The sequence below is a fragment of the Luteimonas salinilitoris genome (assembly GCF_041300785.1).
Taxonomy (GTDB): Bacteria; Pseudomonadota; Gammaproteobacteria; order Xanthomonadales; family Xanthomonadaceae; genus Luteimonas; species Luteimonas salinilitoris.
In genome coordinates this window covers 19,059-42,660 of the sequence record NZ_JBFWIB010000020.1, presented here as the reverse complement: position 1 = coordinate 42,660, position 23,602 = coordinate 19,059, and the positions used below count along the sequence as shown (strand labels likewise).

15 protein-coding genes and 1 pseudogene are annotated in these 23,602 nt (G+C 66.6%); 8 read left to right on the top strand and 8 right to left on the bottom strand.

The window, feature by feature from the left end:
• A partial coding sequence (locus tag AB5T46_RS18810) for an ArnT family glycosyltransferase (RefSeq protein WP_370565630.1) occupies positions 1-1,537 on the top strand: 1,537 nt, incomplete at its 5' end.
• A gap of 306 nt (positions 1,538-1,843) precedes the next feature.
• On the opposite strand, the gene AB5T46_RS18805 is transcribed toward AB5T46_RS18810, so the two are convergent.
• Both AB5T46_RS18805 and AB5T46_RS18800 read right to left on the bottom strand, forming a co-directional pair.
• A complete protein-coding gene (locus tag AB5T46_RS18805; protein WP_370565628.1) occupies positions 1,844-2,593 on the bottom strand; it encodes a LytR/AlgR family response regulator transcription factor in 750 nt (249 codons plus the stop codon).
• Positions 2,590-3,834 (bottom strand): sensor histidine kinase, encoded by a 1,245-nt coding sequence (locus AB5T46_RS18800; protein ID WP_370565627.1) that lies wholly within the window; start codon positions 3,832-3,834, stop codon positions 2,590-2,592. Before AB5T46_RS18800 ends, AB5T46_RS18805 begins: the two co-directional genes overlap by 4 nt.
• Here AB5T46_RS18800 and AB5T46_RS18795 point away from each other — a divergent pair.
• Complete coding sequence (locus AB5T46_RS18795; protein WP_370565626.1) at positions 3,829-5,790, top strand: TonB-dependent receptor; 1,962 nt, start codon at positions 3,829-3,831, stop codon at positions 5,788-5,790. The two genes, AB5T46_RS18800 and AB5T46_RS18795, sit on opposite strands and share 6 nt — an antisense overlap.
• Positions 5,791-6,117: 327 nt before the next feature.
• On the top strand, positions 6,118-6,753 hold the full coding sequence (locus AB5T46_RS18790) for a hypothetical protein (protein ID WP_370565625.1): 636 nt from the start codon (positions 6,118-6,120) through the stop codon (positions 6,751-6,753).
• Between the two features lie 89 nt (positions 6,754-6,842).
• On the opposite strand, the gene AB5T46_RS18785 is transcribed toward AB5T46_RS18790, so the two are convergent.
• The 6 genes and pseudogenes from AB5T46_RS18785 to AB5T46_RS18765 all read right to left on the bottom strand — a co-directional run bounded on the left by AB5T46_RS18785 (position 6,843) and on the right by AB5T46_RS18765 (position 14,066).
• Positions 6,843-9,275 carry a glycoside hydrolase family 127 protein gene (locus AB5T46_RS18785; protein WP_370565624.1) on the bottom strand — a complete coding sequence of 811 codons (2,433 nt, stop codon included), beginning with the start codon at positions 9,273-9,275 and terminating at the stop codon, positions 6,843-6,845.
• Positions 9,276-9,315: 40 nt separating this feature from the next.
• Complete coding sequence (locus AB5T46_RS18780; RefSeq protein WP_370565623.1) at positions 9,316-10,713, bottom strand: glycoside hydrolase family 27 protein; 1,398 nt, start codon at positions 10,711-10,713, stop codon at positions 9,316-9,318.
• Positions 10,714-11,201: 488 nt separating this feature from the next.
• Entirely contained in the window at positions 11,202-12,116 is a 915-nt protein-coding gene (locus AB5T46_RS18775) for an alpha/beta hydrolase (protein WP_370565622.1), read from the bottom strand.
• Positions 12,117-12,175: 59 nt separating this feature from the next.
• Positions 12,176-12,364 carry a glycoside hydrolase family 97 C-terminal domain-containing protein gene (locus AB5T46_RS18770; protein ID WP_459558945.1) on the bottom strand — a complete coding sequence of 63 codons (189 nt, stop codon included), beginning with the start codon at positions 12,362-12,364 and terminating at the stop codon, positions 12,176-12,178.
• Positions 12,344-12,445 (bottom strand): annotated as a pseudogene (locus tag AB5T46_RS20500) (glycoside hydrolase family 97 catalytic domain-containing protein); the annotation flags it as partial. The gene AB5T46_RS18770 and the pseudogene AB5T46_RS20500, both read right to left, overlap by 21 nt.
• A gap of 25 nt (positions 12,446-12,470) precedes the next feature.
• Positions 12,471-14,066, bottom strand: coding sequence for an alpha-L-fucosidase (locus AB5T46_RS18765; protein ID WP_370565620.1), 1,596 nt, complete (start codon positions 14,064-14,066; stop codon positions 12,471-12,473).
• A 641-nt stretch (positions 14,067-14,707) separates the two neighbouring features.
• Here AB5T46_RS18765 and AB5T46_RS18760 point away from each other — a divergent pair.
• The 5 genes from AB5T46_RS18760 to AB5T46_RS18740 all read left to right on the top strand — a co-directional run bounded on the left by AB5T46_RS18760 (position 14,708) and on the right by AB5T46_RS18740 (position 23,417).
• Positions 14,708-17,167 carry a glycoside hydrolase family 2 TIM barrel-domain containing protein gene (locus AB5T46_RS18760; protein ID WP_370565618.1) on the top strand — a complete coding sequence of 820 codons (2,460 nt, stop codon included), beginning with the start codon at positions 14,708-14,710 and terminating at the stop codon, positions 17,165-17,167.
• Positions 17,168-17,625: 458 nt separating this feature from the next.
• The gene (locus AB5T46_RS18755) at positions 17,626-18,963 is read left to right on the top strand and encodes a GntP family permease (protein ID WP_370565617.1); all 1,338 of its coding nucleotides are present in this window, start codon (positions 17,626-17,628) and stop codon (positions 18,961-18,963) included.
• Positions 18,964-18,990: 27 nt separating this feature from the next.
• Entirely contained in the window at positions 18,991-19,803 is an 813-nt protein-coding gene (locus tag AB5T46_RS18750; protein WP_370565616.1) for a fumarylacetoacetate hydrolase family protein, read from the top strand.
• On the top strand, positions 19,800-21,401 hold the full coding sequence (locus AB5T46_RS18745) for an aldehyde dehydrogenase family protein (RefSeq protein ID WP_370565615.1): 1,602 nt from the start codon (positions 19,800-19,802) through the stop codon (positions 21,399-21,401). Before AB5T46_RS18750 ends, AB5T46_RS18745 begins: the two co-directional genes overlap by 4 nt.
• A 12-nt stretch (positions 21,402-21,413) precedes the next feature.
• A complete protein-coding gene (locus AB5T46_RS18740; protein ID WP_370565614.1) occupies positions 21,414-23,417 on the top strand; it encodes a YjhG/YagF family D-xylonate dehydratase in 2,004 nt (667 codons plus the stop codon).
• The last annotated feature ends 185 nt before the right edge of the window (positions 23,418-23,602 follow it).

The window sequence follows — 23,602 nt, the reverse complement described above, 5'->3', positions numbered from 1 at the left end:
TCTCCTAACAAACAGCGAGAGCGGAAGGCTTAAGTTCGGAGCACTGCGGCTTCGGGGGCTTAGCAACACGGCATTCTTCCGTAAAGGTAACTCTCTGATGCGGCTTTCCGTTTTCACCATATCAATTTCGTTTCTTGCCGTTCACCTCGCCATCGCCGCATTGGTACCCCTCTTTGATGATGAAACCTACTACGCACTGTGGGCCCGCGATCTGGCGCTTGGTTATTACGATCATCCGCCCATGATCGCCTACATGATCCGCATGGGAACCAACCTCTTCGGTGAAACCTCGCTCGGCATCCGCCTGTTTCCGGTTATTGGTTTTGTCGCCTCGGGATACCTCGTGGGCGATATGGCGCGGCGCATGTCCGGTGGCGCTGTGGGTCTGCCAGTGCTGGCGACAACGCTCTATAACCTTAGCCTGCTTGTCTTCGCTCTGGGCAGTTTCGCCACCCCCGACGCGCCCTCAACCTTGTTCTGGGTCGCCGCACTTTGGGCCGCGATCCGCGCGACCAACACGCCCCCAGACACACGTTCCGCGATGCTATGGTGGGTCTGCACAGGTCTACTCATCGGGTTCGGCGGCCTGTCGAAGTTCACCAATGCCTTTCTGGCCTTCGGATTGCTGGCCTACCTGATTGCCACGCTAAAAGGCCGCGCGTACCTGCTCACACGTCTGCCCTATATGACCGTGGTAGCGGCGATTCTGCCGCTTCTGCCCTATCTTTTCTGGAACCTGCAAAACGATTGGCTCGGCTTGGAACGCCAAGGCGCGCGCCTCGTCGCCTCCGGCTTCTCGACCCGATATCTTGGGGAATATGCCGCGCTCCTGCTCCTGGCGCCGACACCATTGGTCACCTGGTTCGCCTTCCGAGCTCTCAAGGCCCCGCCAAAAGACAGCGCGCTGCTGGTCTGGAGCTCTGTTCCGCTCCTGCTCTACTTCGCCTATCACGCGACACATGCGCCAGTTCAAGCCAATTGGATCGTGCCGCTGCAGGCGCTCTTCGCCATTCCTGCGGCCTTTGGCCTCGCTCAAGCGCAGTCGCCGCGGCTTTGGACCAAGGCTACCCTCGCCATCGCATTGTTGATGAGCGTCGGTTTAGTCGCGACCGCCTTCAATCCGGTCACCCCGATCGGCACGACCGACAATCCACCAAACCAAACGCGCGGATGGTCAGCGACCCAAGATGCCATCACTGAACTGCTCGCGGAAACGGGCGCAACATGGATCGCCACGACCGACTACGCTCGAACCGGATCGCTCGCGCTTCGTTTTCCGCAAGTGCGCGTCTGGTCCGTGGCTCAACTGCAGCGCTACGGCTTCCGTGGCGCCTTCCCTACCGAATTGTGCACCGCCCCCGGCCTCTTAATCGAGCGGGCAAGACGGTCGGAAACGACCTCTGAGACAGCCCCAAGCCTCTTTGAAACAGTCGAAGCCACTCATGCAGCCATTCGAACGCAAGACGGAGTTACACTGATGCGATATCATCTAACACCGGTATCCCGGGTTAAATTGCCCGATTTGTGCCCAAACTAACGTACACGGCCTGGTCGCCATGCTTGCGAAGTAAGCTGGCGAATCCGACGCTACAGCTATCACGCCGTAAGTGAGTCAGCGTGTGAGTCACACGCCTGACGACGTATCAAGAAAGCCAACGGAATCAATCACGTATTGGCGGTGTGCGACTGCTGGTGGGCCATTCGTTGATCCAACGCGGTCCGATACAGTCCAGTTGGATACGATAAACCCAGGAAATCACGGGGTTTTTCGTTTTTGAGGCCCCAGCCAGTCGCATTGCATCCGGAGTGCAACGCCGGAAGGGGCACTCGCACCGGCTCTCGGCTATGCGGGAGGCGATGTCGAGATCAAACGCTCGTGCAGCGGCTTTCTGTAACGTCGGCTCACCGGCAGCTCGACGCCGGTGCGCAAAACGACCGCATATTCTCCAGAACTTTGAAGCGTGAGCCCGCGGACGCGCTCGAGGTTCACGATGGTCGAGCGGTGGATGCGGATGAAGGCGTCGCCGAGATCCCGTTCGAGCTCCGACAAGGTGCGGCGGATCACATGCGTCTCCCGCCCGACGTGCAGGCAAGCATAGTAGCTCGCGGCTTCCACCCAATCGATGTCCGGCACATCGATGAAAAGCAGCCGCCCCGGCGATTTGACGACAACCCGGCGCGGCGCCTGCCGATGCGACGCATAGTGCGCGATCTTCTCCTTCGCGCGAGCCAGCGCCCTCATGAAACGCGCGTCATCGAAAGGCTTCAGCAGGTAGTCGAGCGCGCCAGCCTCGAAGGCACACAGCGCATATTCATCGTGGGCAGTCACGAAGATGATCGTCTGGGGCAGATCGGCGCCCAGCAATTCCAGGACATCGAAGCCACCGCACTCGGGCATCTGCACGTCGAGGAACACCAGATCCGGCTTCCGGTGCCGAATGGCCTCGACGGCCTCCGCTCCCGAGGCGCATTCCTCGATCGATCCGATGTCGGGGTCGCGGCGCAGCAAGAGCGTGAGATTGCGCCGGGCGAGGGGCTCGTCGTCGACGACGAGGGTGCTGATTGGCGTGCCGCGCCGGTCGGACGGCGTCATGCGGCATCGGCCAGGGGCAGTGTCACGACCACTTCGACGCCGCCGCCCTCCACGCTCCTGACGAGAAGATCGGCAGCGTCGCCGTGCATGATCTGCAGTCGCCTGCGCAGATTTGCGAGGCCGACGCCGGCGCTCTTCGACTCCCAATCGGCCGCGAAGTCCGAGCCGTCGTTATAGACGCTGAGACACAGGGCCGCGTCCTTTCTCACTGCCGCAACGCGGATCTCTCCGCCCGCCACCCGCTCCGCCAGCCCATGCTTGATGGCGTTTTCCACGAGAGGTTGAAGCAGGAGGCTCGGGACTCGTGTGTCCATCAGTGCTTCCGGAATATCCACGCTGTACCCAAGGCGCTCTCCGAAGCGGACCTTCTGGATGTCGACGTAGCGCTGAAGATACTCGACCTCCTCCGCGAGCGTCACCTCCGGCCTGTGGAAGTCCTGGGACGCGCGGCGGAGGATTTCGCTGAGGCCGACGATCATGCCTACTGCCGCTGCCTTGCGGCCATCGCGCACCAGCCCGGCGATGGAATTGAGCGTGTTGAACATGAAGTGCGGCTCCATCTGGCGGCACAGCGCCGCGAGCTGGGCTTTCGAAAGCTCTGCGTTGAGCTGTGCGGTCTCGGCGATCTTGCGCGCAACCTTGTCCCGCGAGTCCACAAGATAGGTGATGGCCAGGATCAGCGCATAGGCAAACACGCAGATCAACCCGTGAAAAACCAGCGTCGCGCTCAACGTGTCCCAGAAGGTTGGCGCCTGCCGATGCGTCCAAGGATTGAAGAGCATCTGCAGTGCCGCAGACCACGCCTCCGCGATCATGCTGATGGCGAACAACGCCAAGAGATGAGCAGCGATGCCTCGCGCCGTGGGGGCGGGAATAATCGGGCGCCGCCTGGCCAACTTGATGACGAATGGGGTGGCCAGCGCCCAAGGCAGCCAAGCGGCCATTTCGGTCACGAAGAGCAGCAGTTCTCCGCCATGCCTTCCCAGCGCATGCAGGATCAAGACGGACTGAGTGGCCTCGAACACCGCGCCGGCGGACCAGAACACGGCGATCCATCGCCAGCTGATGGTCTGCGCGGAAGGGGCGGCGGCGTGGGTCATGCCGGCGATACTAGTCCAAGCAAACAAAAGGTGCGCATCGATGCAGCGAAACGCCAGATGGCTGCAGCGAGCTGCCTTCGCCTGCGCGATCGGCGCCCCTAAGCTGGGTGCGGCAATGGCGAGAGGAAGCACTTCATGCACGGCGCGCGCTCCTGGTTGTTTTCACGTTCCGCCGTGCGCGCTGATGCCATCGCGCCACTGTCACGGCTCGGAGGGATCGTTCTGACATTTGCCGCCGCCGCGCCGGCGGCGGCCCAGGACAACGCCGTCACCAGCGCTGCGGACGCGTTCGGCGAGCGCGTCGGGATCGAGCAATCGGGTCTCTATACCGAGAGCCAGGTGCGCGGCTTCGATCTCAATGACAGCGGCGCCTATCGCATCGACGACGCCTATTTCAGTCGTGCCCAAGCGCTGGACGACACGATTCTGGCGGGTGTGAGCGTGCGCGTCGGCGTGAACGCCGCGCGCCTCCCTTACCCTGCGCCCTCGGGAGTCGTGAACTATCGGTTGCGCGAGGCCGGGCCGACGAACGAGCTGCGGGTAGGTGGGGGCTTTCGCGATTTCGGCACGCGCGTGGTCCAGGGCGACGTTTCGTGGCGTGCAGGGGCGTTCAGCCTCGCCGGCGGCGTCGTGTGGCGCCCCGTGTGGCATCTCGCGCAGGGCTATCGCGGCTCGGGCATCAATGGCGGCGCCGTGGTCGGCTGGAACGTCGCGCCCGGTCACCGGCTGCGGGTGTTCGGATCGGTCAATGACCGCGAATATGACGGCGACTATGCGGTCATCCCGACCGCAGGGGCGATCCCGCCGAACCTGCGGAAGCTGCACCAGTATTCGCCGGAGTGGGCGCGGACCGTGGCCACGACCACCAACCTTGGCCTCCTCTACCGCGGCGAGCTCCACGGTTTCACCGTCGACGCATCGGCCTTCCGCTCGGTCTTCTCCCTCGACAATGCGGACAACACGCTGATCTCGTCGGACGCGCAGGGGAACGCTACCGCCACCACGCTGCGGACCCCGAAGCGCGACTACCGGGTCTCGAATACCGGTGAGATCCGGCTGGGGCGCGCATTCGATACGGGCGATTTCGGAAACCACGTCACGCTGTCGCTGCGCGGCCGGGACACCACCACCGAGCTCGCCTCCAGCCTCGCCATTCCGCTGGGCGCTTTCGACCTCGCCACCGGCGACCCGCCGGATATGCCGGAACGCCCATGGTCCGGCACGCGCGGCGAAGACACCGTCACGCAAACTACCGCCTCGGCGGGCTATGGCCTCACCTGGCGCGACCGGATCCAGCTGCGCCTCGCGGCGCACCGGACGCGCTATCACAAGACGGTGCTCTCGACGTCCGGCGCGACGAGCGAGCGCCTCAGCGAGACGACGCACTACAACGCTTCCGCCGTCGTCAACCTGAGCGACCGCGCCGCAGTGTTCGGGAGCTGGGTGACGGGGCTGGAAGAAAGCGGATCGGCGCCCGCGTCCGCGATCAACCGCGAGGAAGTCCTGCCGCCGGTGGAAGCCGAGCAGTTCGAGCTGGGCGCCCGCTACGCCCTTTCCCCACGGTTGACCTTGATCGGCGCGCTCTTCGACGTTTCGAAGCCCAGCCAGGGATTTCGTCTCGACCGTACGTTCGGCGTCGTCGGGGAGGTTCGCCATCGCGGCTTCGAGGCCTCGATCGCGGGGGAGCTCACCCCCGAGACCAGCATCCTGGCGGGCGTCGTCGCCTTCGAGTCCGAGCTCACCGGCACGCTTGTGGATGCCGGCCTGGTCGGTTCGCATGACGTAGGCGTCTCCCAGCGCGTCGCGAACGCCACAATCGTGCGTCGGTTCGGAAGAGATTGGTCGCTGGATGCCACAGTCAGCTACATGGGCGAGCGCTGGGCCGACACGGCGAACAGCTTCAAGGCCGTGACGACACTGAGCCTGGGCCTGCGCCATGGCTTCATGCTCGGCGGCCGCCGGGCCGACCTGCGCATCCTGGGTTCGAACCTCCTCGGCGAAGAGGGTTATCTGGTCGCGTCGTCCGGGCTCCTTTCGCCCGTCCCGCCGCGCACCGTGCGGGCGGTGCTCACGGTCGCCCTTGGCGCAAATGATTAGGATGTTCGCGCGAGGGAAATCCCGTCACGGAGATCGGCTCGTCGAGCTGCGGGATTCCATCCGGGCACACCCGTCGCATCGTGTCGCGGGTTGTTGCACCCATTCAACGCGGAAATCCAGCGGCACCGCCTAGAAACGGCAAATCCCTCGGATTTCAAGCCTAAGCGCCGAGACGTTCATGAGCCAGGCGCATCTCGACGATGGCCCGGATGGAGGAACTGCAATGGTCATGCAGTGAGTCGTCATTCCGGTGCAGTAAGCGGTCTCGATCCGTGTGTCGTTCGCACCTACACTGACTCTCCGAATTTCGGAAACGGGACTACTGATATGAAGAAGCATGCAGTGTGGCTGGTGGCTGCAGTATTGTTGTCTTCGCTGAGCGCTTGCAGTCGCGTAACGGCAACCGAGAAGGATGGCAACGCACCTGCCACCGATCCACGTCTCGGTCTGGTGACCGAACTCGCCGCTACGGGCCCGCATCCCTCATTGGGCAATCAGGCGGAAGTTGTCGGCCGCCTCGTCGGAACGTGGGATGTCGAATACACCCACTTCGCGAAGGACGGCGAGACGACTCACCGCACAGGTGAATTCATCGTCGGATGGGTCATGGACGGGCGAGCCATCCAGATTCTCTGGATCGTCAATCCTTCCGGGATACGCAAGGATCGGGAGGTCTACACGAACCTGCACTGGCTCGATCCGAAGTCGCGAGCGTGGCGCTCGGCCTTCGTCGATCCGGAACACGGTTCAGTCGCCAGATTTACGGGCGGCCCGGTGGGACACGATCGGTTCGTGCTCGAAACCGAGGATTTCGGCAGCGGGCAATCGCGATGGTCAGCCAATGACATCCGGCCCGACTCCTTTGTCTGGCGCGATGAGGCGTCCAGCGACGGCGGCAAGACTTGGAGATTACAGGCGGAGTATCAGATGAAGCGGCGGGGCGCTGCCCCAGCCGCGCAGTAATCGTCATTACCGAGCACGTTCGCGCCGACAAGGCGATAAGTGGTGACCAGACGCTGAGAGCTCTAATTCGCCTCTAACCGCATCGCGTCTTAGTTCGTTTCGGTACGCAGGAGGCGAAGACCGAATAAGCCGCTGGTTCGCCGCCCGGCGAGGGCGACCAACTTGATCGTCAAGCCTCGTTGAACAGCAGCTTGAGCGAGGTCCTGATGCAAAGCGATCTTGTGCTCGACGAACGTGTCTTTCGCATCGCCCTGCAGCCTGATCGTCGTCAGCCGACGCCCATCGACCAGCAGGTCGAAGCCTTCGTTGTGATCGCCGCCGTAGAAAGTAAGCATTAGTTCGATGGCGGTGGCCGGACCGGTGCCTTCCTGTGCTTTCAGCCGATAGGAAATCCACTTGCCGGTGTCGCGCCAGTGGCGCCCCATACGGACGCCGGTGCTGCTGTCCTCGCCCTGGTACTGATGATCGACCTCGGGCTGCTGTTCGCCCGGAACCACCTGATCCAGGGTGCGATCCTCCAGCGCCTGTCGCCTGCGTTCGTCGGCCTCGATCTGGCGGACCACAGCGGGATAGGCGGATGCAGTGGCGGTACGCCAGTACACGAGATAGCGCGCGTCATGCACACGGAACAGCGGCTCCAGCTGTAGTGCATTGAACGCGGCGGGTCGGATCAGTCCGCCGGCCTCGAAGGTGAGCGGGCGTCCCGGCACTGGCCTGACCTGCGTCGCCAGCGCATCCCGATCGCCGACCAGCATCGGCGCGCGGTCCAAAGGCAGATACGGGCCCGGGGCGACGTGGCTACCGCGGCCAGCGTCGGCGATCAGCCCGTCCAGCTCCTCGGTACCGGTGCGGGCGGCCAGCACGATCGGACCATGCATGAGCGCCACGTAGTCCGAACCGTCCGGCAGTCCTTCGGCGCGGGTGCGCATGGGCAAGTCGATCTCGACGGTATCCCCGTTGGCCCAGTCGCGCTCGATGCTGGCATAGGAGGAGGGAGTGGACTGCAGCGACCAGGGCTTGCCGTTGACGCGTACGTTGAGCGGCCCTTCCAACCAGTGCGGATGGCGCAGACGCAGTCGGAAGCGCTGCGGCCTGCGCAGCTGCAGGGACAGCCGGCTCGATTCCTCGTCCGGGAAGCGCGTGTCCTGGCGCAACACCAAGTCGCGCTCGCGCCACTGCAGTTGCGAAGCCATATACAGATTGACGGTCAGCGAGTGCGCGTCGTGGGCGTAGGCGAATGAACCATGGCGGCCGTGGTTCTCGATGCCGGTGCCGACGCAGCACCAGAAGCATTCCTGCGGCTGCGAATAGACCCGGTAGTGGCGCGGACGGATCGGGGTGAAGTAGACCAGGCCACCGTGCTGCGGATGCTGGCTGGAGAGAATATGGTTGAAAAGCGTGCGCTCGTAGAAATCGGCGTAGCGCGGCTGCGGATCCAGCCGGTACAGCTGTGTGCTCAGCCGCAACATGTTGTAGCTGTTACAGGTCTCCGGCCCTTCCGGCGATCCGAGCATCGCACTGAAGTCGCCGACAGGATTGAAATGCTCGCGCACGCTGTTGCCGCCGAAGGCGATGCTGCGCCGCCGGGTGACCGTCTCCCAGAAGAAGGCGGCCGCGTCGATCCAGGCCTGATCGTTGTCCAGTTCGCCGATGCGGGCAAAGCCGACGACCTTGGGAATCTGGGTATTGGCGTGCAGGCCGTCCAGCGCGTCTTCGCGGCGCAGCAGCGGCTCGAGCAGGGCACGGTGGGAAAAGCGCCGGGCCAACGCCAGATAGCGCCTGTCGCCGGTGATGGCATAGACGTCGGCCAGCACCTCGTTCATGCCGCCATGTTCGGTAGCCAGCAGCGCCTGCATCCGCTGCTCGTCGAGTCCGGCCACCAGGCGATCGGCCCAATCGGCGAAGGCGATCAGGACTTCGCGGGCCTGGCGGTTGCCCGCATACAACCAGGCATCGCGCAGGCCGGCGAACATCTTGTGCAGGTTGTAGAACGGCACCCACGCATTGCCCAGCGAAAAAGAACTGGCATCGACCGTGCCTGCCGCGACGCTGTTCCACAGCTCGCGGCCATTGGGGACGGCGCCAACGTAACCGTCGCCGTTGGCCTGCTGGCAAGCGGCCAGTTCCGCCACCATGTAGTCGAGCCGTTGGCGCATTTCGTCATCGCCCTGAGCGGCTTCCTGCGCCAAGGCCGACAAGTAGTGCCCGGCCGTATGCCCCTCCAGACCCATCGACTCCCAGTTGGGATACTTGGATGCGCGCGGCACCAACGCCGCTTCGATCCGATAAGGCGCGACCAGGCGGTCCACCGCCAGTGCGACCAGATAGCGACGGTTGAGCGCATGGGAGTGGGCGAACACTCCTTCACCGAGGTGGATATCGGCAAGCGCGAACATGCGGGTGACACCGGTTCCGGTATCGACGGCGCTGCCGGCCCATGCAAGACGCGGCACGGCCGCGGCCAAGGCCAGGGATTTGACGAAGGTGCGCCGGCTGAGTCCGCTGGTATGGTCGGTGCTCATGAGGGGGCGATGTGCGGTGGAGCGTGACGATGCGACGTCGTCACGGCTTCGTCGATGAGCCGTCGCTGGGGGTGAGACGGAACAGACGGGCGCCGTGCGGTGCGACCTGCGGCTTGAAAGTGCCGCTAACCGGCTTCAGCTGCGTGTGGCTCCACAGGTCGCGCACTTGCACCTGTCCCTGCAGTCCGAGCGCGGCCATTTCTACCGGGATCGGACGACTGTTGGCGGCCGCGGCGATGGCATCGCGGGTATCGAACACCGCCAAGTACTTGGACCTGCCGTCCGCCGCATCGGCGGCCCAGGCGATCAGTCCGTCGTCGGTGCGGAACAGTTGGCGATTGTGCGCGCTGTGCTGATTGACGGCGAGCACCTCGTCGTTGGTGAGCAAAGACAGGGTGAACGGATCGGTACGGGTCATGTCGCCACCATGAATCAGCGGCGAGCGCGCGATGCTCCACAAGGTCATCAGCGTGATCTGCTCGTCGCGGGTGAAGCGGGTAGGCCGATCGAACTCGACGATGCCCAGCGGCAACATGTCCGCATCCGGCCACGCGCCGGCGATCCGGTACGGCGTCCAATCATGCAGGCGCTTGAACTGAGCCAGCAGCAGTTCCCAGCGATCCCAGAAATCGTCGCTGATCCGCCACATATTGGCATGCTGGTTGACGTGAGCGCCGGCGGATAAAGCAGTCTCGCCCGGCGAGGTGCTGAACACGATGGGCCGGCCGGTCTTGTCGATCGCCTTGCGGATGGCCTCGATTTCCGCCCGGTTTTGGTCATACGGGCGACTGAGATCGTCGACCTTGACGAAGTCCACGCCCCAGTCGGCCAGCTGCTGCATCAGCGAGTCGTAGTACGCCTGCGCACCCGGTTTGGACATGTCCACGCCGTACATGTCCGGGTTCCAGGCGCAGGTGCTATTGATATCGGCGATGTCCGCGGCACGCAGATCGGTGCCCAGGATCGGTGTGTTCTGCTTGACCGCCTGGCGCGAGATGCCGCGCATCATGTGAATGCCGAACTTCAGTCCCTTGCTATGCACGTAGTCGGCCAGCGGCCTGAAGCCCTGGCCGCTGGCGGCCGAGGGAAACTTCTCCGGCGCCGGCACAAGACGACTGAAGTCGTCCATGGCCAGGGTGGCGCCTTCCTCGTAACTGTGGCCCTTGGCGGTGGGCTGGTACCACTGGATATCCACGGTGATGTACTGCCAGCCGTGGGCCTTGAGCTTGGCCGCCATGAAGTCGGTCTGCTGCTTGATCTGCGCTTCGGTCACCGTGGTGCCGAAGGCATCCCAGCTATTCCAGCCCAGCGGTGGCGTGGCGGCCCATTGATGGAAATAGTTCGATGGCGGTGCGGCTATTGCCGCGACCGTCCCCATGGACAGGCTGCCGCCGAGCAGCAGGACAGCTAGAAGTCGCAGAAAGCTCGATTGGCGCATGGACCACTCCTGTACTTCCGGGCAGCGGACAGCCGTAGAAAACGCGCAGGGCCGCTTCATGTGGACAGGTTAGGACGGGCAGTGACCGTGGGTCCAATGAAAAGATTGGCCGCAGCCATGCCAAATTGACATGGTTGTGATTGCCCGTCTGACCGCCTGATACAGGCTAGCACTTCTCACATAGATAAGTGACAAACCTGGTTCTTCGAGCTTGGCAGCGCACCGCGTGCTTTGCTGACCCACTGAGCTTCCGCTCTCGGCTGCCGATTCAATCGGTCGATGCAACACATTGGAGGCCGCCGAAGCAGCAGGAGTGTTGCAGGTGAAGCGCAGGAAGAGGATCTACTGCACCGATTGCCAGAGGTCGCTGATGTGGGATCGCTGGCAACGAGGCGAATCCCCGCATCGGATCGCAGCATTGTTGGATCGGCACCACAGTTTGGTAAGGCGGCATCAGGCGTTCCGAGGCGCCAGCGATCCGCGCCGGGTCAGCGGAAGATCCTCTGTGCGAAGTGGTAGAGGTTGTTGGCCCAGCTGTCGCCGTCGTGGCCGTGGTCGTCGACGTTCCAAACGTGCGGGACGTCGTGCCGCTTCAGGTACGCATGCAGGTCCTGGGAGACGTTGATCAACCCGTCGCGGTTGCCGCACGACAGGTACAGCAGCATTCGCTCGCGCACCGCCTCGGGATCGGGCAGCAACTCCGCCGGCGGCCGGGTGTTGGGGGCCGGGGAGAAGGCGCCGATCCAGCCGAACGCGTCGGGGTGACCGAGGCCAAAGTTCAACGCCTGGCCGCCGCCCATCGAGAGCCCGGCGATCGCCCGCTGTTCCCGGTCGGCGTAGGCCGAATACTTCGCCTCCACCGCAGGCATGAGGAAATCCAGCAGGTCGTGTTCGAACCGGGCGAACCCGGCCGCGTTCTCCGGAGTGAAGACACGCTCCTCCGACGGACTGCGGTCGTCCGGCAGCGCGCGGCCGTTGGGCATGACGACGATCATCGGCACGGCCTTACCGGCGGCGATGAGGTTGTCAAGGATCGCGGGGGCGCGCACGTAGCCCCGCCATTCGTCCTGGTTGCCGCCGATGCCGTGCAGCAGGTAGAGCACCGGGTACTTCCGGTCGGCCGAATAGCCCACCGGCAAATAGACCTGCGCCCGCCGAAGCGTGCCGGTGATGCCCGAATCGTAGGCCAACTCCACTACCTGTCCCTGCGCAACGCCGGCGTCTACGTCCCTGAAACCGGCCGGCGCATCGGGAAACGCACGCACGTCGTCCGGGCCGAGCACGACGGGCCGGGCGAAGTTGGCGCGCGCCCGTTCGGGGGTGACCTGCTCCTCGTCCCGCGCGAACGAAGCGCCGGCGATGGAGAACAGGAGGATGCAGGCCAAGGCGCCGATCAGCCTCATGGGCAGGACCGCGCGAAGGCCAGCATCCAGGCGGCGATCGCCCTGTGGATTCCTCGCCTTCATCGGTCCGAAGGCTCCAGGATCACGGCAGCGCCGCCGGCCGACGACAGGCGCAGCGCGAGAGCGTCGCGCGCGGTCACGATGCGCTCGTTGCGCCGGACTTCGTCGGGCGCTTCGCCGTCTTCCCACACGGTCGCGCGGTAGCGGCCCGCAGGCAGGAAATGCAAGCCACCTGGGGTGTAGTCCATCGGTCCGACCAGCATGCGAGTGTACGGCAGCATCAAGTTGTGCTGCGGCGTGATCCGTCGGTCCATCTTGTTCCATTCGGCGTCTGCTTTCATCTGCGCTCCTTCTTCAAACCAGGCCGTTGCCGTGGATCTTCAGGACGATGGCGATCGAGCCGGCGAGCCCTTCGGGCAGGCGCACTTCGAGCCCCCTGCGGCTGCGCTCGAACGGCAGGCTTTCCGCCGAGCCCAGCGCCTCGACGCGCTCGATGGTGCCTGGTGCCAGCGCCGAGTCCTCGGCCAGCGTCTGGATGCGCAGCACGCCGTCCCTGGGCCAGCCGAGCGCGATGGCATAGAGGGCGCCGCCCTTGGTCGTGAAGCGGATGTCCTCGGGGGTGAGAGGCTTGGACGTGCCCTCGCTGAACATGCCGCTGCCCACGCGCGTGGGGCCTTCGCCGAAGGTGCGCCACGGGCGGGTGCCGTAGATGGCCTCGCCATTGCGCGCCATCCAGGCGGCGATGTCCTCCAGGATCTTGCGCTCGTCGGCATCGATGCCGCCGTCGCCGCGCATCGGCACCGACAGCAGCAGGTTGCCGTTCTTGGAGACGATGTCGCACAGGCGATGGATGATGGTGCTCGCCGGCTTGTACTCGTGGTTGTCGAAGAGGGAGCGGGTGTAGTGCCAGTCGCCCAGGCAGGTGCAGGTCTGCCAGGGCAGGGGCTCGATGTTTTCGCGGAAGCCCCGCTCCACGTCCTCCACCACGCCAGGGCGCCACTCGGTCGGCAGCACCTTGGCGTTGACCACCGCCTCCAGCTTGCCGCCATGCCAGGCCATGTTGGCGTTGTAGTAGTGGGCGGTGATGTCCAGCCCGACCTGGCCGAGCGGCAGTCCGTGGTTGTCCATGTAGACGAGGTCAGGGCGGTAGCTGTCGATCAGGTCGCGGCAGCGCAGGAACCACTGGCGCGTGAACGCCGGGTTCTGCAATGGCGGCTTCTCGTCCCAGTAGAAGGTGTTGTGCTCATGCCAGGCTTCGACGGCGCGGATCGTCTTGAAACCATCGGGCATGACGATGTTGCGGCCGGTGTAGAGCTCCTGCGGGTCCAGGCCTTCCCACCAGGTGCCGCGCCCGTCGGCCTCGGTCAGGTGGTAGGCGTCGTAGCGCTGGCCGGCGTGGGGGCCTTCGGGGTCGTAGCCGTAGGCCGACTGGAACCAGTGCCAGGCGTGTGCGCCATGGTTGCTGACGCCGAAGCGCAGCCCGCGCGCGCGCGCGGCCTTCTCCCAGATGCCGATGATGTCCTTCTTGGGGCCCACCCGCATGGTGTTCCAGCCGTGGTACTTGGAGTTGTACGCGTCAAGGTTGTCGTGGTGGTTGGCCATCGCGACGAAGTACTTGGCGCCGGCCTTCACGTAGAGGTCCAGCAGTGCGTCCGGATTCCAGTTCTCGGCCTTCCAGAGGTTCTGGATCTCCATGAAGCCGAATTTGGTCGGGTGGCCGTAGGTCTTGACGTGGTGGTCGTACTGCCAGTTGCCCTGGATGTAGATGCGGCGGGCATACCAGTCGCCCATCTCGGGCTGGCACTGCGCGCCCCAGTGCGCCCAGATGCCGAACTTGGCGTCGCGGAACCAGTCCGGCGTGCGGTAGCCGTCGACCAGCGAATCCCAGGTCGGCGTGAAGGCGGGCGCAGGCGCCGCAGCCCTGGCACCCCACCAGGGAAGTGAAGCCACCGCGGCCGCGGATTGGATGAACGATCGTCGGGATAGTTTCACGGGCATAGGAATGAAAGCTTGAGAAGGCGGTTCCCATGGCCGGCAGCAGGGGTGGCCTGCGCCTCCTAGCGAAAGTGCAGCCGCCCCCGGGCAGCTGAAGCGCCCCTGATTCTGCGGGCTGCATTGATATGCCACAAATGCCTAAATGATCATTGTTGATACACGAATCGATATAGAAACATGCCGTGTCCGCGCCCCTGGTTCGGTCCCGCAGTTCGGAATGAAGCGCCCGGCCGATGCCGCGCCGAAGGCCGGCTCGGACGGGATATCGGGACAATGCACGCTGAAATCCTCCGCCGGATGGGACAGAAGCCATATCCGAATGGATATGGAAATCGGCGATATTGTTATTTTCGGAGTATCAATATGCCTTGTAGCATCACGCCGTAAAGCGTCGCCGCGCGATCAGCAGCTCCGGTTTCCGCTTCCTTTTCCGCGGGATTGCTTCATCCATGGATGCCCTCGAAAAGCCGCTCCGGCGCAGCCGGGTGTAGTTCGAAGGCATGCAGGGTTTCTGGCTCAAGAGCCTCGCTGTTCCGCATGGCGTGTTCGACGGCGCCAAGTCATCGGCATTTGCAACATCTAGCGGGAGAGCCACCATGAGAACGATTCCGGCCACGAAGCGACGCCTCGCGGCAGCACTGCTCATGGCGATCGCCGCATCGCCTGCCTGGGCGGAAATCCGCAACCTGTCGCAGGACTGGCTCTTCCACGCCGGAGAGGCCGCAGGTGCGGAGCGGACCGCCTTCGATGACCGCTCCTGGCACCAAGTGGCCGTACCCCACGACTTCTCGATCATGGATAGACCTGATGGAAGCAGGCCGGATGGGCGGCCACCGTTCGACCCGGATACCGTCAGCGGCCAGGATTCGGGCTATCTGCCGGGCGGCAGCGGCTGGTACCGCCGGCATCTGGTCCTCACGCCGACCGAGGCTTCCCGCATCGTCCGGCTGAACTTCGAAGCCGTGTACATGGACGCCGACATCTGGGTGAACGGCGAACACCTCAAGAAGCACCGCTACGGCTACACCGCCTTTTCCGTTGATTTGACCGACAAGGTCCGCCCCGGCAGCAACGTCATCGTCGTGCGCGTCGACCATGCCGACCCATCTTCGCGCTGGTATGCCGGCTCGGGACTCATCAGGCCGGTCGCCTTGGAGCTCCTCGATCCGGTCCACATCGAGCCCGAGAGCGTATTCGTCTCCACCCCGGTGGCGACCGAAGACCGAGGCGTGGTCTCGGTGAGCGCCGCCATCGACAACCGATCGGGCAAGGCGCAGTCCGCCGAATGGGTGACCCGGGTGGTTGCGGCCAGCGGCGAGACGGTCGCCGAGGCCAGGCAGACGCATACGGTGGCCGCCGGTGCGCGTGTGGAGCCTTCGCTGGAACTGGCCGTGGCCAAGCCACGCCTGTGGTCTCCGGATTCCCCCAATCTCTACACCCTGGTCCAGGAGGTCCGCATCGGTGGCGCGACCGTCGACGAAAGGCGCACCCGCTTCGGCATCCGCACGATCTCCCTGGACGCCGCCAACGGCCTGCGCATCAATGGCCAGCCGATACTGCTGCGTGGCGGCAACATCCACCACGACAACTACATGATCGGCGCCGCCGGCGCGCCCGACGCGGAGGCCCGCAAGGTCGCGCTGATGAAGGCCGCCGGGTACAACGCCATCCGCAGCGCACACAATCCGGCCAGCCGGGCCACCCTCGACGCCGCGGATGAGCTGGGCATGCTGGTCATCAACGAAGCCTTCGACAGCTGGAACAAGAGCAAGAAGCCGCAGGACTATTCGCGCTTCTTCGCCGAGGACTGGCAGCAGGACATCGACAGTCTTGTCGTCAGCGGCCGCAACCATCCCAGCGTGCTGTTCTGGAGCATCGGCAACGAGATCCCCGAGGACGGCACGCCCGAGGGCGTCGAAACCGGCCGCAAACTTGCCGAGCGCGTGCGCAGCCTCGACCCGACACGGCCCGTCACCCAGGGCATCAACGCCGACCCGCCGAAGAGCACGAACCAGGCCGCGGTACTCGGCGTGGTCGGCTACAACTACCACGCCCACATCTTCGCCAAGGAGCACGAGCGGCTTCCCGAGTTGACGATGTACACCTCCGAATCCACGCCGCAGGATCTGTTTCCCTACTGGCGCGCCGTCGAAAGCATGCCGTGGGTGATCGGCGATTTTGTCTGGACCGCCGTGGATTACCTGGGCGAAGCCGGCATCGGCTGGATGGGGTACAGCCAGGACTGGCAGAAGCTCGGCCCGTATCCCTGGCACCTGGCGTACTGCGGCGAGATCGACGCAACCGGACGCATGCGCCCGGCAGCCTACTACCGCCAGGTCGTCTGGAAGACCGGCGCGACGCCGATCTCCGCGTTCGTCCGGCAGCCCGAGGGCACCGAGGACCTGCCCGACCGCCGCCTGTACCCGATCGTGCCGCCGCACCTCGATTGGTCGCTGGACGACGTGCACCCCAGCTGGACGTGGCCGGGGCAGGAAGGCCGGCGCCAGGAGGTGCTGGTCTATTCCGAATTGCCGGAAGTGGAACTGTTCCTCAACGGAAAGAGCCTCGGTCGCAGACCGGTGGGCATGGAAAGCGAATACAAGGCCGTCTACGAGGTGCCCTACGTGCCGGGGCGCCTGCTCGCGGTGGGCTATCGCGATGGGCGCGAGGCCGGGCGCTGGGAACTGCGCACGGCAGGCCAGCCGGCCGCCGCCGTCGTGTCGGTGGACCGGCCGCAGCTCAGGGCCAACGGCGAGGATCTGGCCTACGTCGCCGTGGAACTGCACGACGCCGACGGCACCCCCGTCTATGCTCGCAAGGACGACAGGCAGGTACGTGTGCGCGTGACCGGAGCGGGAACGCTGGCCGGCATCGGCAACGGGAATCCCGTGGACGTGTCCAGCTTCCAGTCCGGCGAACGGAAGACCTTCCACGGGCGGGTGGTTGCCGTCGTCCGCGCCGGCGCCCAGGCGGGCCCCATCGTCGTCGATATCGATGCGGAAGGCCTGCCCTCCCGCCAGGTGCGGCTGAACGCGGTCGCGCCGCAGCCCTTCTGAACGGACCGGTTCTCGGCCGCACCGCGGCGCGGCCGGGACTTCCTAGGGAAAACAGCCGCGACGCCGAATGGTGAAGCTCCGCTCTTCCGCGACCGCGAGAAAGGCGATGAGGTCGGCGAGATTCTGTCGCTCCAGTCAGAGCAATTATGAGTAGCGCAGAGCATCGCAATGCGCACGGCCAATTCATGGTCACTCTCACACTACGGAGAAGACGGCGGCTGGCGCGCAGTCTTGTCATCCGTACGCGTGCGTACCCCAGCGCACTGCTTCTCCATTCCCTGACACTGCACTTGGACTCTCTGGGCGGACTTTTGGTCGAACTTCAGTCTCCTTGCGTGGTCATTGGGTGACAGCAAGTAGCCCGCTGGAAGAAAGCCGGATGACACGGTGCAACATGCGCTTCCGGCAGGAAAGGGCATCATAGGGCTTTAAATGATAGCGCTAACACAATATCCGAGATGCTGCCCCTGATCCTGCTGCTGCTGGCTGTCGCCTTCATCGTCGTCGCCACGACCCGGTTCGGGCTGCACCCGTTCCTGGCGCTGCTGGCCGCTGCCTTCATCTTCGGCCTGGGCAGCGGCATGCCGTTGCCGGAGCTGGTGGCATCGCTCAAGGAAGGCTTCGGCGGCACCATCGGCAACGTCGGCATCATCATCATCGCCGGCACCATCATCGGCATCTTCCTGGAGCGCTCGGGCGGCGCCTACGCCATCGCCGAGGCCATCCTGAAACGCATCGGCCACCACCGCGTGCCGGCGTCGATGTCGGTGATCGGCTACGTCACCTCGGTGCCGGTGTTCGGCGATTCCGGGTTCGTGATCCTGGCGCCGCTCAACCGGGCACTGACCCGGCGCGCCGGACTGTCGCTGGCCACCACCGCCACCGCGTTGAGTCTCGGGCTGATGGTCGCCCATACGCTGATCCCGCCCACGCCGGGACCCATCGCCACCGCGCAGGTGCTGGCGGCCGACCTCGGCCTGGTGGCGGCGGTGGCGGTGCCGGTCAGCCTGGTCGTGCTGGCCTTCAGCTGGTGGTGGGCCACGCGCGTCGCCAGCCGCCTGCACATCGATCCTGCGCCCGACATCAGCGAAGACGACATCGCACGCCGCCTGGCGCAGGCGCCGTCCGCGGCCAGGGCATTCGTGCCCGTGCTCGCGCCATTGGTCCTGATCATGCTGGGGTCAGTGTCCAGGCTGCCGTCGCGGCCGTTCGGCGAAGGCGTCGCGGCTTCGCTGGCGCAGTTCATCGGCGACCCGGTCGTCGCCCTGCTGCTGGGCATGCTGATGGCGTTCACCCTGCCCAGGAAGCTGGACCGGCAGATGTTCGCCCAGTCGGGCTGGGTGGGGAGCGCCATCCTGGCCGCGGCCATCATCATCCTGATCACCGGCGCCGGCGGCGCCTTCGGGCGGGTGCTGCAGAACTCCGGCTTCGCGCAGGCATTGGGCGATGCGATGTCCTCGTGGGGGCTGGGCCTGTGGCTGCCCTTCGCGATCTCCGCCGCCATCCGCGCCGCGCAGGGCTCGGCCACCGTGGCGATGATCACCGCGGCGGGCATCGTCGCCCCGCTGCTGCCGGCCCTGGGCCTGGACTCGGACCTGGGCCGCGCGCTCGCGGTCGTGGCCATCGGGTCGGGCGGGTTCTTCGCCTCGCACGCCAATGACAGTTTCTTCTGGGTCGTCACGCAGATGAGCGGCATGACGCCCGGCGACGGCTACCGGCTGCTGACGCTGGGCTCCAGCCTGATGGCCGTGCTGTCGGGCGCGCTGGTGTGGGTCGCCGGCCTGCTGCTGCTCTGATCTCCTTCCCCTGAAACGGTTCCCGCCATGCACGCCACCCTGACACGCCATGCCACCGCCGCCGGCCCGCGTTGGGCGCTGGACGGCCGCTACCTGCCACCGGACTTCGCGCTGGGCGGATGGCTGGGCCAGCCCGCTGGAGCGATGGCGCCGCCGTCACTGCCGATCGGCGAAGCAGCGACCGCGCCGCTGCTGGCGCCGATCGAGGACGGGCAGGAGGCCTGGGCCAGCGGCGTCACCTACCTCAGCAGCCGCATGGCGCGCGAGGCCGAGTCGCAGAGCCGGGACGTGTACCAGAAGGTCTACGGTGCCGAGCGCCCGGAGCTGTTCTTCAAGGCCAGCGGCTGGCGGGTCATGGGGCACGGCCAGCCCATCCGCATCCGCGCCGACAGCGCCTGGAACGTGCCCGAACCGGAGCTGGTGCTGCTGCTGGACGCCGCGGGACGGATCGTCGGCTACACCACGGGCAACGACGTGTCCTCGCGCAGCATCGAGGGCGAGAACCCGCTGTACCTGCCGCAGGCCAAGGTCTACGACGGCGCCTGCGCGCTCGGCCCCGGCATCCGCCTGTGCCCGCCGGAGGCCATGCGCGACTTGCCGGTCGCGCTGGACATCGTGCGTGGCGGCGCGCGCGCGTTCGCCGGCAATACGCGCAGCTCGCGGATGAAGCGCGGTCTCGAGGAACTGGCCGCCTATCTGTTTCGCGAACTGCATTTCCCGCAGGGTGCGTTCCTGTTCACCGGCACCGGGATCGTGCCGGGCGAAGATTTCACCCTGCAGGCCGGCGACGTCGTGCGCATCGACATCGACGGCCTGGTGCTGGAGAACCCGGTGCAATGAGCCCGATCGATACGCTGCACCCGATCCTCGTCGACGGTCGCTGGATCCGGGCCGGTGCGCCCACCGGCCGCTTCCGCGCCGTCGATCCGTCCACGAAGCGGGAACTCGGCGGCCGGGGCTATCCGGTGTCGGACTGGCCGGACCTCGAAGCCATGCTCGCCGCGGGCCGGCGCGCCGCCGCCGACATGGCGCGGCTGCCGGCCGGGCGGATCGCCGATTTCCTCGACACCTATGCCGGGGCCATCGAGGCGCGCGCGGCGGAGCTCGTGGAAACGGCGCATCGCGAAACCGGCCTGCCCACCGAGCCGCGCCTGCGCAACGTCGAGCTGCCGCGTACCAGCGGCCAGCTGCGCCAGGCCGCGCAGGCGGCGCGCGACGGCGGCTGGAGCCGGCCCACCATCGACACCGCGGCCGGCATCCGCTCGGTGCACGGCCCGCTCGGCGGCCCGGTGCTGGTGTTCGGCCCGAACAACTTCCCGTTCGCCTTCAACGGCATCGCCGGCGGCGATTTCGCCGCCGCCATCGCGGCCGGCAATCCGGTCATCGCCAAGGCGCATCCGGGGCACCCCGGCACTTCGGCGCTGCTCGCGGAGGCCGCGCTCGCTTCGGCGGAGGCCACGGGCCTGCCCGCCGGTGCGGTGCAGATGTTCTTCCATGCCGATGTCGGGCTGGGGTTGCGCCTGGCCGCCGACCCGGCCGTCGCCGCGGTCGCCTTCACCGGCAGCCGCGCCGCCGGCATGGCGCTGAAGGCCGCCGCGGACAAGGCAGGCAAGCCGGTCTACGTGGAGATGTCGAGCGTCAATCCGGTGTTCGTGCTGGCGGGCGCGCTGCGCGAGCGCGGCACCGCGATCGCCAACGAACTCCATGCATCCTGCGCCATGGGCGCGGGACAGTTCTGCACCAAGCCGGGGCTGGCCGTACTCGCGCCGGGCGGCCACGCCGAAGCCTTCGTCGAGGCATTGCGGCACCTGACCGCGGCGGCGGCGCCCGGCGTGCTGCTCACGCCGCGCAGCCCGCAGGCCGTCGCCGATGCGGTCGCGCGCCTGCGCAGTGCCGGCGCGGACCTGCTGGCCGGCGGCGGCATCGCCGACGCCGCCGCAGGCCATGCCTTCCAGCCGACCCTGCTGCGCGTGTCCGGCAGGCGTTTCCTCGAAGATCCCGTCGCCCTGCAGAGCGAGGCCTTCGGCCCTGTCTGCCTGCTCGTCGCTGCCGATTCCACGGAGCAGCTGCCGCGGATCGCGGAAGCGATGGAGGGCAACCTCACCGCCGCGGTCTACAGCGACACCGGCGGCGCCGACGACGAAACCTACGACGCGCTCGAGCGCATCCTGCGCCCCCGCGTCGGGCGCCTGCTCAACGACAGGATGCCCACCGGCGTCGCCGTCAGCGCAGCGATGAACCATGGCGGTCCGTTCCCGTCGACCGGGCATCCGGGTTTCACCGCGGTGGGTTTCCCGGCCGCCGCGATCCGGTTCTCCGCCCTGCATTGCTACGACAACGTCCGCCACCATCGCCTGCCGCCGTCGTTGCGCGACCACAACCCGACCGGCGCGCTGCTGCGATGGATCGACGGCGAATGGACCACGCGCGATGCCTGAGGCACGAACGCCATGAGCGGGCCCGGCTACGGCCTCGATGCGATCCTCGGCGACGGATCGGCCATCGCCGCCACCCGCACCTCGGGGGAGGGGCCGCGGGGGCACCTGCCGATCGACGCGCGCATGCTGCGCGAGGAGCCCAGCGGCAACCTCTTCGGCCTGACCCAGAACGCCGGCATGGGCTGGCGCGCCGCCGACGTCGGGCGCGATCCGTTCCTGATCGTCAGCACCCAGGGTGGCCTGCGCGCGGCGGACGGCCGCCCGGTCGCGCTGGGCATGCACACCGGACACTGGGAGATCGACCGCCTGGTGCAGGCCGCCGCGGAGACCTTCGCCGCGCACGGCGCGCTGCCGTTCTCGGTGATGTGCAGCGATCCCTGCGACGGCCGCACCCAGGGCACCACCGGCATGTTCGACAGCCTGCCGTACCGCAACGATGCCGCCATCACCATGCGCCGCCTGATCCGATCGCTGCCGCAGCGCAGGGGCGTGCTGGGCATCGCCACCTGCGACAAGGGCCTGCCGGCGACGCTGCTGGCGCTGGCCGGTTGCGCGGAACTGCCCGGTGTGGCCGTGCCCGGCGGCGTCACGCTGCCGGCGCGCGGCGCGGAGGATGCGGGCACCGTGCAGACCATCGGCGCGCGGTTCGCGCACGGCTTGATCGACCTCGAGCATGCCGCGGCGATGGGTTGCCGCGCCTGCGGTTCGCCGGGCGGCGGTTGCCAGTTCCTGGGCACCGCGGCCACCTCGCAGGTGATCGCCGAGGCGCTGGGCATGGCATTGCCGCACAGCGCGCTGATGCCGTCCGGCGAACCGGTCTGGACCGACATGGCGCGACGTTCGGCGCTGGCGCTGATGCGGCTGGCGGCGGACGGGATCCCGCTGTCGGCCATCCTGACCCACGAGGCGGTCGCCAACGCGCTCGTCGTGCATGCGGCGTTCGGCGGCTCCACCAACCTGCTGCTGCACGTGCCGGCGATCGCGCATGCCGCCGGCCTGGCGCCGCCCACGGTCGAGGACTGGACGCGTGCCAACCGTGCGACGCCACGGCTGGTCGACGCGCTGCCCAACGGTCCGCGGCACCATCCCACGGTGCAGGTGTTCATGGCCGGCGGCGTGCCCGAGGTGATGCTGCACCTGCGCGACATGGGCCTGCTGCACCTGGACGTGCTGACCGTCACCGGCCGGCCGCTCGGCGAGAACCTGGATTGGTGGGAACGCAGCGCCACGCGCGCCGCCGCACGTGCGCGCCTGCGCGAGCTGGACGGCGTCGATCCCGGCCACGTCATCATGGGTGCCGACGCCGCCCGCGCCGCGGGCCTGTCCAGTGCGCTGGTGTTCCCGGTCGGCAACCTGGCGCCGGAGGGCTCCGTCATCAAGGCCACCTCCATCGACCCGTCCGTGATCGATGCCGACGATGTCTACCGCCACACCGGCCGCGCCCGCGTGTTCGCCTCCGAGCGCGAGGCGATCCGCGCCATCAAGGCCAGGGGCGAGGGCGCGGTCCGCGCGGGCGACGTCGTCGTGCTCGCCGGCTGCGGGCCGGCCGGCACGGGCATGGAGGAGACCTACCAGCTCACCTCCGCGCTCAAGCACCTGCCCTGGGGCAAGCACGTGCCGGTCCTCACCGATGCCCGCTTCTCGGGCGTGTCGACCGGCGCCTGCATCGGGCACATCGGCCCCGAGGCGCTGGCGGGCGGACCGATCGGCAGGCTGCGCGACGGCGACCTGGTGCGCATCGAGATCGACCGCAGCCGCCTGGAAGGCCGTATCGACTTCATCGGCACCGATCACGCCGCGCCGCTCGATCCGCGGCAGGGCGCGGCGCTGCTCGCGGATCGCGAGCTCCACGCCGCGATCGCACCGCACCCGCGGCTGCCGGCCGACACCCGCCTTTGGGCCGCGCTGCAGGACGCCAGCGGCGGCACCTGGGCGGGATGCGTCTACGACGCCGACGCGATCATCGAGGCGTTGCGGCTCGGGCGTGCAGAGCTGGCGCGGCGGGGGAAGGAATAGGTACTTCCTGACCTTGCCGGACCGGAACGGGCCTTGGTCGTTGGATCGAAGTGGTCCCCAGAAGCCTGAAAAGCAGCTGGTTTGTTGATCACACCCCGTCGGCTCGGTCGCTCAGCGTCGCATGGGGGGTCGATGGATCGGGACCGGACCTGTTCTTGGGATTCCGTGTTAGAACAGGCGCCAAT